This is a genomic window from Paenibacillus sp. FSL R7-0273 (assembly GCF_000758625.1).
GTDB lineage: Bacteria > Bacillota > Bacilli > Paenibacillales > Paenibacillaceae > Paenibacillus_AQ.
On sequence record NZ_CP009283.1, the window covers coordinates 2,333,233 to 2,348,615 of the forward strand.

11 protein-coding genes are annotated in these 15,383 nt (G+C 54.1%); 6 read left to right on the plus strand and 5 right to left on the minus strand.

Going from position 1 to position 15,383, the window contains the following annotated elements:
* The first annotated feature begins 135 nt into the window (after positions 1-135).
* Positions 136-2,436, plus strand: a complete 2,301-nt coding sequence (locus R70723_RS34240) for a BclA C-terminal domain-containing protein (protein ID WP_052421251.1) — start codon at positions 136-138, stop codon at positions 2,434-2,436.
* Positions 2,437-2,530: 94 nt separating this feature from the next.
* On the opposite strand, the gene secA is transcribed toward R70723_RS34240, so the two are convergent.
* Positions 2,531-4,903, minus strand: a complete 2,373-nt coding sequence (gene secA / locus R70723_RS09895) for a preprotein translocase subunit SecA (RefSeq protein WP_047171086.1) — start codon at positions 4,901-4,903, stop codon at positions 2,531-2,533.
* A 12-nt stretch (positions 4,904-4,915) separates the two neighbouring features.
* Positions 4,916-7,156, minus strand: coding sequence for a protein translocase subunit SecD (secD, locus tag R70723_RS09900; protein ID WP_231574859.1), 2,241 nt, complete (start codon positions 7,154-7,156; stop codon positions 4,916-4,918).
* 129 nt (positions 7,157-7,285) lie between these two features.
* Here secD and R70723_RS09905 point away from each other — a divergent pair, with 129 nt between their 5' ends.
* A complete protein-coding gene (locus tag R70723_RS09905) occupies positions 7,286-7,993 on the plus strand; it encodes a glycosyltransferase (protein WP_144027221.1) in 708 nt (235 codons plus the stop codon).
* Positions 7,994-8,073: 80 nt separating this feature from the next.
* On the opposite strand, the gene R70723_RS32000 is transcribed toward R70723_RS09905, so the two are convergent.
* Positions 8,074-9,438: a tetratricopeptide repeat protein gene (locus R70723_RS32000; RefSeq protein ID WP_052421252.1), complete on the minus strand. Its 1,365-nt coding sequence runs from the start codon at positions 9,436-9,438 to the stop codon at positions 8,074-8,076.
* 354 nt (positions 9,439-9,792) lie between these two features.
* Between R70723_RS32000 and R70723_RS09915 the strand changes: the two genes are divergently transcribed.
* The 4 genes from R70723_RS09915 to R70723_RS09930 all read left to right on the plus strand — a co-directional run bounded on the left by R70723_RS09915 (position 9,793) and on the right by R70723_RS09930 (position 13,616).
* Positions 9,793-10,731 carry an aldo/keto reductase family protein gene (locus R70723_RS09915; protein ID WP_039871707.1) on the plus strand — a complete coding sequence of 313 codons (939 nt, stop codon included), beginning with the start codon at positions 9,793-9,795 and terminating at the stop codon, positions 10,729-10,731.
* An 18-nt stretch (positions 10,732-10,749) separates the two neighbouring features.
* Positions 10,750-11,772, plus strand: coding sequence for an SDR family oxidoreductase (locus R70723_RS09920; RefSeq protein WP_039871709.1), 1,023 nt, complete (start codon positions 10,750-10,752; stop codon positions 11,770-11,772).
* 72 nt (positions 11,773-11,844) lie between these two features.
* On the plus strand, positions 11,845-12,504 hold the full coding sequence (locus R70723_RS09925) for a class I SAM-dependent methyltransferase (protein ID WP_039871710.1): 660 nt from the start codon (positions 11,845-11,847) through the stop codon (positions 12,502-12,504).
* 77 nt (positions 12,505-12,581) lie between these two features.
* A complete protein-coding gene (locus R70723_RS09930; protein ID WP_052421253.1) occupies positions 12,582-13,616 on the plus strand; it encodes a CapA family protein in 1,035 nt (344 codons plus the stop codon).
* Between the two features lie 239 nt (positions 13,617-13,855).
* Here the strand turns inward: R70723_RS09930 and R70723_RS09935 are convergent, their stop codons facing one another.
* Positions 13,856-14,788 (minus strand): IS3 family transposase, encoded by a 933-nt coding sequence (locus R70723_RS09935; protein ID WP_052421140.1) that lies wholly within the window; start codon positions 14,786-14,788, stop codon positions 13,856-13,858.
* 5 nt (positions 14,789-14,793) lie between these two features.
* Complete coding sequence (locus R70723_RS09940) at positions 14,794-15,108, minus strand: helix-turn-helix domain-containing protein (RefSeq protein ID WP_052421141.1); 315 nt, start codon at positions 15,106-15,108, stop codon at positions 14,794-14,796.
* Positions 15,109-15,383 lie beyond the last annotated feature (275 nt).

Here is a 15,383-nt window from a genome sequence, read left to right on the forward strand (position 1 = left end):
TGGGGAAGATGAAATCCTTGTAGGATTGTAATGCCTGAAGGTATCTTTTGTCACAGTAAACAAACTTGTCAGTTAATTGTAGTGTTTGAATACCTGCGACGCAGTAATAATAATCACATTGGACGGGGGATTATTTTGAAGGATAAGAAAAAAGCGATTATGACGGGTCTCAGCTTCAGCCTGTTCCTGTCGAGTGCAGCTCAGGCAGCCGCTGCTGCCAAAGCAAGCTTCACAGATCTGCAGCATGTGAAATGGGCTGAGAAGCAAATTACGCAGATGAATCTGCTGGAGGTCATTGAGGGCCGCGGCGGCAGCACCTTTGCTCCGCAGGATAACGTGACCAACCAGGAATCTGTCATCATGATGATCCGGCTGATGGGGCTGGATAGCCAGCTGTCTGCAGGGGTGAGCGGTTATCCGGCTGATGAGTGGGCACAGTCTTACATCAAGCTTGCTATTGATCTTGGACTGCTCGACCAGGATGACCTGGGTCCGGGCTGGGGCAGAGACTCGGCCAGCCGTGAAACCGTTACAGAGCTGGTTGTCCGCGGCATACAGTCTGCCAACCAGATCAGCGGGCTGTCTGCGGATTCTTCGCCCTTCACAGATATCGGTAATGCTTCAGCCAATCTTGTAAATGCCATTCATGTCGCTACTGAGCTGAAAATCGTAAACGGTTTTCCGGACAATGAATTCAAGCCTTTACAGAATGTAACCCGCGCCCAGATGGCAAAAATACTTAACGCCTCACTGCCTTATCTCGCTCTTGATGAAACTTCCCCGGTAGCACAAAAGGTAAAATACGGCGTAATCAGTGAAATTACAGCCGACCGTCTTGTAATTGATACAGAAGGCGTTAAAACGACATACAGTCTCACTGAAGGACTGGCGGTCTACGGGCTTAACGCTGCAGCGATTAATCTCTCGCAGCTTAAGGTAGGACAGCCTGTATCTCTCGTATCTGATGCAAGCGGCCTGGCGATGATTGAGGTAACCAGTCAGGCAGTTTCCTTGCCGCAGATTAAGGCCCAGCTCGCCCAGCTGGCAGTCAAAGGCGAAACAGGCGCTACCGGAGCGACAGGAGCGACCGGTCCTGCCGGCCCTACCGGAGCAACAGGGGCAACAGGCTCCAGCGGTAACGCTGGTTCTCAAGGACCGGCTGGCGCGACTGGAGCAACTGGTCCTGCGGGAAGTGACGGAGGAGCTGGTGCAACAGGCGCAACCGGTCCTGCGGGAAGTGATGGAGCGGCAGGAGCTACAGGTGCAACCGGGCCGGCGGGAGCGACGGGTGAAACGGGAGCGACAGGAGCAACCGGGCCGGCGGGAGCGACGGGTGAAACGGGAGCGACAGGAGCAACCGGGCCGGCAGGCGCGACGGGTGAAACGGGAGCGACAGGAGCAACCGGGCCGGCAGGCGCGACGGGAGAAACGGGAGCGACGGGAGCAACCGGACCGGTAGGCGCGACGGGAGAAACGGGAGCGACGGGAGCAACCGGACCGGTAGGCGCGACGGGAGAAACGGGAGCGACGGGAGCAACCGGGCCGTCCGGCGCGACGGGTGAAACGGGAGCGACCGGAAGTGAAGGTGTGACTGGGGCGACTGGTGTGACCGGAGCAACTGGAAGTGACGGTGTGACCGGTGCGACTGGTGTGACCGGAGCAACGGGAAGTGACGGTGTGACTGGTGCGACAGGAGTAACTGGAGCGACAGGAGTAACCGGAGCAACAGGAGTAACTGGAGCAACAGGAGTAACTGGAGCGACAGGAGTAACTGGAGCAACAGGAGTAACTGGAGCAACAGGAGTAACTGGAGCGACAGGAGTAACTGGAGCAACAGGAGTAACTGGAGCAACAGGAGTAACCGGTGCGACAGGAGTAACTGGTGCGACAGGAGTAACCGGAGCGACAGGAGTAACTGGAGCAACAGGAGTAACTGGAGCGACAGGAGTAACTGGAGCGACAGGAGTAACTGGAGCGACCGGAGCAACAGGTGTAACGGGTCCGGCGGGAGTAACAGGACCAGAGGGAGGGAGCGGATACGCCAGCGGGGTCGCTTCAGGCGGAACTATTGCGGTTATACTGGGCGGTACCCGTGTGCCGCTGAATTTAGACACACAAAGCTCTGCTGTCAGCTTCAGCAACAGTATTTTTACAATTAATACTGCCGGAACCTACTATATTCAATATGATATCAATTTGACTTCTGCATTAATGGTCAGCTCAAGGGTGCTGCGAAGCGGGATGCAGATCAATGCGAGCGTAATTAATCCTAACGACAGCAGATCGCAATTTAATAACGGATTTATCGTACAGCTGTATGCCGGTGAAACGTTGGAACTGCAATTATTTAATTTGTTAGGAGCCGCTACTTTGACCCCTGGAGACGGGGCATCGATGAATGTTATTTATATCGGGCCGGGAACACCTCCTATTTAACTTTAAACAAACTGCTTTAAAAGAGAAGGGCAGCCGCCCCGGTTCATTCCGGTGTGCGGCTGCCCCTTTGCTTTATTGTCTTATGCCGGGTTAATTAGCCTTCCGTGCCGGAGTGCAGCGCCGGAGAGATCCTGACCTGGAGCAGCTCCCTGCATACGGCTTCCCCGATATTGCGGATCATGGCCAGGAACATTTCATGCCCCTCGTACTGATATTCCTGGAACGGATCGTTGCCGGCATAGGCCCGCAGATGAATACCCTCCCGGAGCTGGTCCATTGCATCGAGATGCTCCATCCAATTACGGTCCACCTGGCTCAGAATGATGAATTTCTCGAGATTGCGCATTGCGAAGCTGCCAACCGCGGCTTCTTTTCTCCGGTAAGCCTCGTTCAAGCGCTCTGTCAGGCATGAATACAGCTGTGGCTGATCCAATCCCCGCAAATCGCTAATACCTACCTGTAAGCCGGAATCAAGCAGGGAATTGACGGCGGATTGCAGCACCTCAAGCTTCCATTCCTCGGGTACTTCTTCAACAGGGCAGTGCAGACCAATAAGGTCCCTGCACCATTGCTCCAGCATAGTCTTGACCAGACCTCCGTCGGTCCGGCTTAACAGAACTTCCTCCCTGTCCCGGTAGATCAGCTTCTGCTGCCGGTTTATTACATCGTCATACTGAATGACATGCAGCAGCGTGTCATAATGGATCCCTTCAACTACATGCTGTGCGGATTCAATGCTCAGGCTGACCAGCCTGCCTTCAAGCGGGCTGTTTTCATCGTGGCCCAATTTCAGCATTTTGCGGCTAAGCGAATCCGAACCGAAGCGCTGGAACAGAGAATCCTCCAGCGAGAGGAAGAAACGGCTGGAGCCCGGATCTCCCTGCCGGCCTGAGCGTCCGCGGAGCTGGTGGTCGATCCGCCGGCTCTCATGCCGCTCTGTTCCGATGACATGTAACCCTCCGGCCTCGGCGGTGCCTTCCCCAAGCTGAATATCGGTGCCTCTTCCCGCCATATTAGTAGCGATTGTAACCGCACCCTTCCGGCCGGCCACGGCGATGATTTCGGCTTCCTCAGCATGCCGGCGGGCATTCAGCACCCGGTGCGAAATTCCGGCCTCCTGCAGAAGTGCCGATAATTTTTCCGATCTCTCGATAGAGACGGTTCCGATCAGGACAGGCTGGCCGTTGGCATGCCGTTCAAGCACCTCGGAGAGGATTGCACTGTTCTTGGCAGTTTCGGTCAGATAGACAAGATCCTCCAGGTCAGTGCGGATGCAGGGCAGACGGGTCGGAATCCGGACGACATGCAGTCCGTAGACCTGACGGAATTCATTATGCTCTGTAACGGCAGTTCCGGTCATTCCGGCAAGCCTCGGATATCCGGCAAAATAATGCTGAAGGGTCATCGCTGCCCTGGTAACCATCTCCGTTCCGACGTGCAGCCCTTCCTTTTCTTCGATCGCCTGATGGAGACCGTCGCTGTATCTGCGGCCGGGCATCAGGCGCCCGGTATTAGGGTCAATAAGCAGAATGGTATTATCCTTGACGATATATTCGATATCCCGCCTGATAAGGTGGTGGGCTCTGAGCGCCTGATTGAGATGGTGGTGAATCAGGGAATGCTCAGGATCAAACAGGTTATCAATCATGAATTCACGCTCGGTCTTCCGGACGCAGAGTTCGGTCAGGGTAAGGGTTTTGGCCTTCAGGTCAATGCTGAAATCAAAGCCTTCCCTAAGCGGTAGAATGAAGCGGTTCATCCGGTAGTACAGCATAGAAGGGCGCTGTCCCCTGCCGGAGATAATCAGCGGGGTCCGGGCTTCATCAATGAGAATGGAGTCCACCTCATCAATCATTGCATAATAGAGCGGGCGCTGGACCAGCTGCTCGCTGTACAGGGACAAGTGGTCGTGCAGATAATCGAAGCCGAATTCACTTGCAGTACCGTAAGTGAGATCGCAGGCGTAAGCCCGGCGCTTCTGGTCCCGGCTCATGCCGTTCAGCGTACAGCCGACGGAAAGACCCAGGAACTGATATACGGCCTGAAGCTGGGTGCTGTCTCGGACGGCCAGATACTCATTGGCTGTAACGATATGAACGCCTTTGCCAGTCAGGGCATGGACATAGCCGGCCGGAATACTGGCTAATGTCTTTCCTTCACCGGTCTTCATCTCCGCAATATCGCCTTCAAGCAGAGCTGCACCTGCCAGAAGCTGCACATCGTAGAGGATAAGCCCCAGGACCCGGCAGACTGCTTCGCGCACAACAGCAAAGGCCTCAGGCAAAAGCTCGTACAGCGGCTCGCCGTTATTAATCCGTGTGCGGAAGACAGCGGTCCGGGCTCTAAGCCCGTCGTCACTAAGCGCCGTAATCTCCGGAGCTATTCTATCCATACTTTCAATGATCCGGCTGAGCCTGTTTAGCTCCCAGTCCTCATGATTAAATATCTTCTGAACTTGTCGCAGCATCGCTGTTCCTCCTTAACGTGCCGGTTCATCGGCATCCTCATATTCCAATTGCAGTGCAGACATCCGGTACGGATCGGCGTCATCTATGGCATTCCGTTCTTCCCGGCTAAGCTTGCGCAGCGTCAGGGACAGCCACATTTGGCTGGCTATACATACGGAGGAGTATACGCCTGTAATCAGACCCAGCGTCATTGCCAGGGAAAACAGTCGGATAGACTCACTGCCCCAGAACAGAATGGCCGCAGAGGCAAAGAGTACGCATAAAAATGTATTTACCGAGCGGAGCAGTGTCTGGTTAATGCTTGTATTTACGATATGCTCCAGCTGTTTACGGTCACGGGGGATACCGCCCTTCAGGTTCTCGCGGATCCGGTCGAAGATGACCACTGTATCATTGATGGAATAGCCGATAATAGTCAGCATTGCTGCGATAAACGGAAGATTGATTTCAAGCTGAAAGATAGAAAATATAGTGATTACAACGAACACATCATGGAGCAGGGCAATAATCGCTCCAAAGGCAAATCTTTTTTCAAAGCGCAGACCGACATATACCAGAATAGCCAGACAGGACAGTGCTACTGCCAGGCCGGCCTTCTTGGCGAACTCTCTGGCGATATCCGGATCAACGGTGTTCTCCTCAAGACTGGCAGTACCGCCGATCCGGGCTGTCAGAGCATTGCCGATAATCGAGGCGTTTCCGCTGTCAGGCGGAAAGGTCTCATTAAAGCGCAGTGACACCCGGTCTGCAGCTTCTCCGCCGATGGTGACTACTGCAGGCTGAAACCCGGCTTCACGGATGATGCTCTCTGCCTGCGGCTGCGTGATGCTTTGCGAGAGCTGAATATCAAGTGAGGTGCCTGCACGGAAATCGACGCCGTAATTCACCTGCTGAATCAGCAGGCTGACGATGCCAATGACCGACAGCACACCGGAAAAGGCATAGAAATATTTGCGCGATCCCGTAAAATTAAAGCTCCGGTGAGAGGCTGTAACCTCATGTGCTTCATGCGCACCGAATGCATGAATCCCGGACGGCTTCACACTGTACCATCTGCTGTTCTGCAGCCGGCCGGAGCGCCCAAGCTGGCGGAGCAGCCACTGGGAGAAATAGACATTGGTAAGGATGCTCAGCACAATGCTCAGAATCATGGTTACTGCAAATCCTTTAATGGCTCCCGAGCCGAGCGAGAACATACAGATGGCAGAGATCAGTGCCGTTACATTGGAGTCCATAATGGTCCTGAAGGAATGACGGGAGCCGGCTGTAAGCGCGGACGGCAGGCTTTTGCCGGAGCGGAGCTCCTCCTTAATCCGCTCATAGGTAATGATATTAGCGTCAACGGCCATCCCGACGCCGAGCACAAAGGCGGCTATTCCCGGGAGGGTCATGACAGCCTGGACCAGATTGAAGCAGATCAGCAGCAGCCACCCGTAGGTGATCAGGGTGAAGGAAGCAATTAATCCGGGCAGCCGGTAAAAGACCAGCATAAACAGCAGCACTACTATAGAGCCGATTGCTGCAGCCCGCAGTGTTTGTGTTAAAGCTTCCTGACCGAGAGAGGCGCCGATGGTCTGGTTCAGCTTCTCATTCAGCTTCAGAGGCAGTGCCCCCATATTAATGATGTCTGCAAGCTCAGAAGCTTCTTTCTGTGAGAAAGCGCCGACAATCCGCATTTGTCCGTTCGTCATGACCGCCTGGACGACCGGATCAGTAAGCAGCTCCCCGTCCAGTTCAAACCGGATTTGCCGGTTCAGCAGGCGGGTTGACATTTCCTTGAGTTTATCCGGGTTTTTCAGTGTGACGAGGACACCCGGATGGCCTAATTCATCGCGTACTGCCAGCGTTTCCCCCTCGACAAAGTCATCTCCGCGAAGCTCAAGTGAACCGTCCGGACCAACTACCGTCAGTTCGGCCGGTTTGCCGAGCAGCTCTCTGATATTCTGCTCATCAGTAACGCCCGGAAGGCGGACGCGTATCCGGTTCGTGCCTTCTGTCCAGATTTCAGGCTCGGAGGTACCGAGTGCGTTAACTCTTTTTTCCAGACTGGCAGCTGTCTGCCGGAGGCTCTCCGGCGTAATTACACCACCGGGCTCAAGCGGCTGAGCTTCATACAGCACCTCGAACCCGCCCTTCAGGTCAAGCCCGAGCCGCACCTCCTCCAGAACCCTGGGAATGGTTGCTGTTATAATAGTACAAAGAATAATTACCGTTGCTGTAAAAGCAAATATTCGTCTGCGGTTTATCGTCACGCTGCAGGTTCCTCCCGTATGAAGCCGTAAAGCCGTTTCCGGCTGTGATCCTTCAAATTTTATTGTTTTGCTGCTATAGTAGAGGCTGTCTGGATGATCATTCATAACAAAAGAAATGAAGGTGGTTTCTTGAGCAGCGACAAACCGCGTCTGACCCTTTCCATGGTTGTCCGCAATGAACAGGGACGATACCTCAGGCATGCCCTGGAACGCCATCGGCATTATATCAGTGATGCCGTTATTATTGATGACGGCAGTACAGACGGAACCCCGGGGCTGTGCCTGGAAATGCTTCAGGGAATAGAAGTCAAACTGATCCGGAATCAGGCCTCACGGTTCAGCAATGAAATTGAACTGCGCCGGCAGCAATGGGAGGAGACGGTTGCCGTTAAGCCGGACTGGATCCTGAATCTGGATGCGGATGAGTGGTTTGAGGATGCCTTTGACGGGCAGGTAGAATCTCTTATATCCAGGGATGGCGTATATCTGTATTCCTTCCGCCTTTATGATTTTTGGACTATGTCAGCCTACAGGGATGATGCATACTGGCAGGCACACCATTATTACCGTCCGTTCCTGCTCCGTTATGAGCCGGGCTACCAATATACTTGGCGTGAAACCAGCCAGCACTGCGGACGTTTTCCCGACAATATATATGGGCTGCACAATGAAATATCCGGGCTGCGCCTCAAGCATCTGGGCTGGGCCAGGGCAGAGGACCGCGTCAGCAAGCACCGCCGCTACATGGAGCTTGATCCGGGAGGCATTAACGGCAGTCTTGCCCAGTATCATTCCATCCTCGATCCGGAGCCCCGGCTGTTGGAATGGGAGGACTGATTCTTCTTGCCGTCTGTAAAAGGCTGTCTCCCGTTCAAATGCCGGAGACAGCCTTTTTTGTCATTTCCGGCCATTTGGTCTTAGCCGGTTTCTTGGATAGCGGACTGCATTTCAGCGGAGCCGAGCTTGTCCAGCAATGCACTGCGGTTAGTAAGTAAAACCGGATGATCCGGGTTATAGGTAAGCCCTTGCTCATTGTATTCGTATGCTGTCTGCCAGCTGCCGAGCCTGCTGTAACAGACGCATAGCTGAATGCAGGGCTTCCAGGTCCACGTATCTTTGCCGGGCAGGGTTTCCCAGTGAGCCGGACGTGGTGCAGCCAGCGCCTGCTTGAGCCAGCGGAGCGCTTCCTCCCAGGCCTGCTGATCCATCCATTTGGCGCCGATTCTGAAGCTAAGCTCAGCCCGGCTGCAGCTAACTGCAGCTTTGGTAAGCAAGACGAGGCCTTTTTCTGTATCGCCGAGTCTGCCGTAACAGGCATCGAGCTCCAGCAGCGCGGTAACCTGTTCATCCTCGCTCCCCTGATTCTCCATAAGAAACTGCTCAAGCCGCTGAGCTGCGGCCTCATCATATCCGTAGTGAATATATTCCAAGGCTATTTCCAGGTCCGAGCCCGCCGCTTGCGCTGCCTGGCTGCAGGCTTCAAAAAACGCAGAGCAGCCGGCCAGATCCGAGCTGCGGTAGATATGATAGGCAGGGTAGGTCGTTTCAACAAACATCTGCAGCCCGAGTGCAGCAGCACGGACACAGAAATGGCGGTCCTCGCCCCAGTAGCCAAGATTGGGAATCTCCGCGAACCGCACGCCCTGCAGCAGTGCCTGCCGGCTTATGAGCGTGCAGGCTCCGAGACCGCCGACCTCATGCAGGCCCGGCCGGCGCAGCTTCGCATAGAAGCTCTGAACCTGGCTCCAGCACTGCCGGGGGGTTAGCTCCTCACGCCTGGTTAGAGGATGCTGGCCGTATTCACTGTGCAGCCATACCTGCGGCATCTCCATTGTATCTGTCTGCCACCGGGTCCAGAATATAGCCGATACAAGCTCCTTGCCGCAGTCCAGCAGCGCTTTAAGCGTCTGCGGATGGAACAGCAAATCGGAATCGGCAAGAAAGACATGCGTATAGTCAGCGTCGACGGCTGCCTGCAGAATCTGATCCTTCATCGCGGCGACCCTCCAGACAGCGGCCTCCGGCCAGCGGTGGCTGTCGTCATCACGAAGGTAGGCAGCGGCTCCTTCCTCCGGGGGTGAAACTATGGTTACAGCTCCGCCTGCCCGTCTGGCGAACTGATGCAGAAGCCTGGAGGATGCCGGGTCGGTATTATCATCGACGAACATATAGTCCGCTCCAAGACCGGCTGTATTTAGCTTGCCAAGGGAATGCAGGAACAGGCTGAGTATTTCCGGCTTTTGTCTAATGGGGCTTGCGATAAGCAGCTGCGGGCTGTTCATAGAGGTAGTCCTCTCCTGGGAGATGTTGAATGATAGTGTTATTAATCATAGACAATATAAGGTTGGTGCTGGTGAAAGTTGAATCTTGCAGAGAAGAAGTCTTTTTTGTATGATTTATTACATTATTTGGCCTGTTTGTTTACGCTTCAACCTCTTCTATTATATAGGGGTTCACCTATTTGACACAATCAAAAATGATAGAGCGGGCGGTGTAAGGGACGCTTAAAAAGGCTGCTGTAGTCCGGGTTTTAATCAAAGAGATAGAAATTCATTCCAAACTGGTCTAGAATAACAAGTGCAAGTACTGCCTGCTCTGTCAGGGCAGATAAAGAGGATTGAGAGGAGAAGTGTGGAATGAAGTACCGCAGATTAGGCGGGAGCGGGCTGAAGGTAAGTGAGATCAGCCTGGGAAGCTGGTTGACGTACGGCGGATATGTGGAGCGGGACAATGCTGTTAAAGCTATTGAAACCGCTTACGGATTAGGCGTGAATTTTTTTGATACAGCCAATGTGTATGAAAAGGGTGCGGCCGAGACGCTCCTGGGCGAGACACTGCGCGGATTTCCCCGCGAATCCTATGTCCTGGCCACCAAGGTGTACGGCGTTATGGGCGACGGGCCCAATGACCGCGGGCTGTCCCGCAAGCATATTACGGAGCAGTGCCATGCCAGCCTCAAGCGGCTTGGCGCTGATTATGTGGACATAATGTATTGCCACCGTTATGACCCGGAGACACCGGTAGAGGAAACCCTGCGCACACTGGATGATCTGGTCCGGCAGGGCAAGGTGCTTTATGTCGGTGTTAGTGAATGGACGGCTGCACAGATGACTGAAGCGCTTGCGGTTGCTGACCGCTATCTGCTGGACCGTATTGTCGTCAATCAGCCTATTTATAATATGTTCGAGCGTTACATTGAAAAGGAAATTATTCCGCTTGGAGAGCGTAAGGGCATTGGACAGGTTGTATTCTCACCGCTGGCCCAAGGACTGCTGACCGGAAAATACAGCTCGGCTGATGACATTCCGGAGGATAGCCGTGCGTCCAAGCTGGAGCGGATGCGCCATGGGATCACGGAGGAAAAAATCGCGAAAGTACAGGCGCTAGGCGAAATAGCAGCTGAGCTGGACATCTCTGTAGGCAATCTGGCCCTGTCCTGGATTCTGCGCCAGCCCAATGTGGCCAGCGCACTTGTCGGCGCGAGCAGACCGGAGCAGGTGGAGGAGAATGTTAAGGCTTCAGGTATTGAACTGAACGATGAGGTATTGTCGCGTATTGCCGCTATCATTGAATAGAGAGAGGAGCAGATACAGATGAAGGTACTTTTTATCGGAGGCACAGGATTAATCAGCGAGGCCGTATCGAAGCTTGCAGTAGGACAGGGAATCGAGCTGTATCTGTTTAACCGCGGAGAGCGGGATGCGTTCGTGCCTGAAGGGGCAAAGGTGATCCGGGGGGACATCCGTGATGCGGCGGGAGCTGCTGAAGCCCTGAAGGGTTATGAATTTGATGCCGTTGTAGACTGGATTGCGTTCACGCCGGAGCATGTACAGACCGATATCGGGCTGTTTGCCGGTAAGACGAAGCAGTATATCTTTATCAGCTCAGCCTCGGCCTATCAGAAGCCGCAGCGCAGCTATCTGATTACGGAAGAAACGCCGCTGGTTAATCCGTACTGGGAATATTCCCGCAACAAAATCGCCTGCGAAGAGCTGCTGCTGGAGGAACACCGCAGCAGCGCCTTTCCGGTAACGATCGTACGTCCTTCACATACCTATGGAGTTACAGCTATTCCGGCAGCCCTGACCAGCGGCAAGCATCCCTGGTCACTGGTCGAGCGGATCCGCAAGGGACAGCCGATTGTCATTCACGGGGATGGCACCTCTCTCTGGACTATGACTCACAATACGGATTTTGCCAAAGGCTTTGTAGGCCTGCTGGGCAATCCGGAAGCAATTGGCGAAGCGGTTCATATCACGTCTGATGAATCGCTGAACTGGAATCAGATTTATGCCGCGATTGGCGAAGCAGCGGGAAGAGAGCCGAAGGTGGTTCATATCTCGACAGATTTCATCGCCGGCCATACCCCGGCAGGAACCGCAGACGGCCTGATCGGCGACCAGGCGGTGAGCAGCGTGTTCGACAACAGCAAGATTAAGCGGCTGGTGCCTGAATTCAGTGCTACAGTTCCGTTTGCTGAGGGGATCAGGCAGTCCGTTGAGTGGTTCGAGGCACGCCCGCAGCGCTGCACCGTCGACGCGGAGTGGTCCAAAATGCTGGACATGCTGATCAGCAGACACGGCATCGACGCCAAGCTGTTGTCCTATTACGTGTAACAGGATGTGGCATGAATCAGGGAATGGTGAATATACTCTCACTACCGAAACCCGTAAAAAGGAGTCCTGGCCATGCCGACACATCCTTATGTATCCCGCTTTTTTGTCAATTCCGATGCCCGCCGTGACAAGCTGATTTACGATTTGCCGGAGTCCTGGTGGAGCCGGCCTTATGAATATGAATGGTGTACGAATTTCATTTCGCCCCATGATGTGGTGCTTGATGCCGCCTGTGGTATATCCCATCCGCTCAAGTTCTATCTTGCCGGCTACAGCGCCGAGGTGTATGCCTGCGATATAGATGCCAGAATCGTTTCAAAGGAAGCTATCCTCCAGGATATTGCAGATGATATCGGGCTGGAGGCGGCAAGGCAGGTAATGGCCAGAAGAACAACCAGCCTGCATCTGGCTCAGGCCGACCTGACTTCGCTGCCATATGGTGACGAAAGCTTTGATACAATTTTTTGCATCTCGGTGCTGGAGCATCTGTCCGTGGACGATGCCGTCCTGGCGATCCGGGAGTTCCACAGAACCCTGAACGGGGAGGGGCTGCTGGTGCTGACGTTTGATTATCCGACCGTGAATCTGCCGGTGATGAACGAAGTGCTGCTGCAGGCCGGATTCCAGTATTGGGGGGAGACGGATTTCCAGCTTCCGGCGGATGCCCTGCGGACAGACCAGTGGGGCGGGCTGAACTGCTTCCGGGCGGTGCTGAAAAAAGCGCAAAGCTAGCAGGGACTTTCTACTCTTTTGGGTAATGAATATTATCGTTATAGTTGATAAATATCTTATCAAAAGGAGTAACCCGAGTGCGCAGAGCTGCCATACTTATTGTAATCCTCTTTATGCTGATCCCGGTCCCGGCGGTTTTTGGTGAGGCATCCCAAACACAGCCGGCAGACCGGATCACCCTGACCTTCGCCGGAGATATCCTGCTGGACGGCTTCGTGGGGGATCAGATTGCCAGATACGGTGTCAATTTCCCGTTTGCCAAGGTAGCTCCTGTCCTGCAAAAGGCTGATCTGGCTTTCGCAAATTTGGAGACTCCAGTCTCGGTGCGCGGCAAGGCGGCGGAGAAGACCTTTGCCTTCCGCTCCAAGCCGGCGGCGCTCGGAGGCTTGAGCTATGCCGGCATTGACGGCGTGACACTGGCGAACAATCACATCCTTGACTACGGGCAGGCTGCGATGCTGGATACGCTGGTCCATCTGGATAAATACAAGATCGGCCATACCGGAGCCGGCAGCAATATCAGCGAGGCATTCAAGCCGTATGTCAAAACGGTCAAGGGCAAACGGATCGCCGTGCTCGGTGCAAGCCGGGTGCTGTCCGGCCCTTCCTGGCATGCCGGGAAGGATACCCCGGGAGCCGCGTCAGCCTACACTGCCGAGCCGCTGCTCAGTGCCATCAAAAAGTCTGCCAAGGATAACGACTATACTGTCGTATATCTGCACTGGAACGAGGAGTTCAAGGATTATCCTGAGAAATATGCCCGGACACTGGCCAAGCAGATGATTGACAGCGGCGCTGATATCATCATCGGTGCGCACAGCCACTGCCTGATGGGCATTGAGTATTACAAGCACAAGCCGATCTACTACTCGCTGGGTAACTTTGTGTTCAATAAGTCCACGCGCGGCGGAGAGAAGACCGTGCATTCGATGCTGGCTGACTTTACGATTACGAAATCGGGTATTACCAGCAGAATTACTCCGGTCAAGATTATCGGGGGACAGCCGAACTTTATGGGCGCTGCCTATAATAAGGAAGCAATCCAAAAGCTGAACCAGCTGTCATTCAACGCCAAGATCGCCACGGACGGAACAGTCAGCGAGAAGCAGTGAGCTGCAGGCTGATGTCATAAGCTTAGCACCTTTCAACCTTAGCCGCTCACCCTACAGTTCCACGCTAGCTGCTTCTGCTGCTAACCGGCAATTAGTTTGATTTTAGTCACCTAATCCTGCGCCAATGTGGAATTCAAGGCGATTAGCCGGAAAAATGTATCCTAATTCGCCGCTAACGGTGAGACCCCCTTATCCCGGAGTCCTCAGTATAAAACCGGTACTTGTCGTAGCTATGCTCTTTATTTCGCTTTTTTCCTCGGCCAGAAGAAGGCGGACCGGTCTTCTAGGCCCATGACCCACTCTGAAAATTCAACCGGTGGCATGTTGCGAAGGCTGGTGTGCATTCTCCGGTTGTTGTAGAAATCCATGTACCGGTCCACGGCTTCATAGGCCTCGTCGAACGTTTCGAATGCCTCTTTACGGAACAAATCCCGATCAATATTACTGTGGAACGATTCAATAAAAGCATTTAAATCCGGTGTTCGAGGCGGAATGCGTTCATGAGTCATTTCCCAGCTTTCACACATGTCACCAAACAGGTGGCTGACGAACTGTGGGCCGTTGTCGGTGCGGATCACCGGGCGTGCACTGTCCTGGGCGCAGTGCTGCTCCATGGCGCGTCCCAGCGTCTGGCAGGCGTGCTTGGCCTCACACGACGATCCGCGGTGGTAGCCGACGATGACACGGGTAAACACATCGATAATGCTCAGGACGAAGAAATGCCGGTCCCGGCCCGCCACGTACCCGTACTTAATGTCCATCTGCCAGAGCTGACCCGCTCCGGTAATAACCCGGTTCTCCGGCAGCTTCCGGGGATGCTTAAAGCGCTTGTGACGCTGGGGCTGCAGGATCTCCAGCGCCTGACACAGCCGGTAGCTTTTCTTGTGATTGAGCTTAAGGCTGTGCTGGTTCCATAAGCACTTGGCCAGGAGCTTGTACCCGTACACGTGCTCTTCTCCAGCGACCAGTTCCAGAAGCATTTCCTGGATCTGCCCGTCGCTAATCTTCTCTCCAGACTCGGTCAGGGAATAGCCGGGTACGGGTCTTCCGCGCCCCTGAGGTACGGCCTGGGCATCCTGTGACTTGCGTTTCTTACGGTCGTAATACGTAGACTCTGCTAGCCCCACGAGACGTAGTACCAACGCTGCTTTATTCCCCTGCTTAATGAACATATCGGCTACCTCGATTTTTTCGGATAAGCAGGGGTTGGCTTTTTTAGCAGTTCACGCAAAATCTCAATCTCTAGCTCCTTTTCACCGAGGATCTTCACAGCCTTCTCGTATTTCTGCTCGACATCCAGCAGGCGTTTCAGTTCCTCCACCTGATCTTGGGGATACGGATGATCTTGTTCCCCATGGGCTTCCCGGTAATCTCTCACCCACTGATTCACCGTCGATGGGGTCACTCCATACTTTCGGGCAACCACCGCTGCCTTAATGCCAGACAACACCTCTTGCGCGGCCTTCTCTCTTGTTCCTGTTAAGTGTCCCATACCGTTCATCCTCCTCCTGTATCTAGTCTACATTTTTGTGGGGGAGGACTCCAACTTCTTTAGGGGGCTGTGGAGCTAATCCTCCCTCGGAGCGAAATCAGCAATATTAGGTGTCCTTTTTCCAGCTAATGTTCTCTTCCCGGCACTCAGCCCGGAATTAGGTGACGTATTTCCACTTAATTGAACGAAGCCTAACGAGTTTAGTCCGCAGACAGGCGATAGGCGCATCAGGCATACCAAACCCAAAAGCACCCCGCAGCCATCACGGCTGCGGG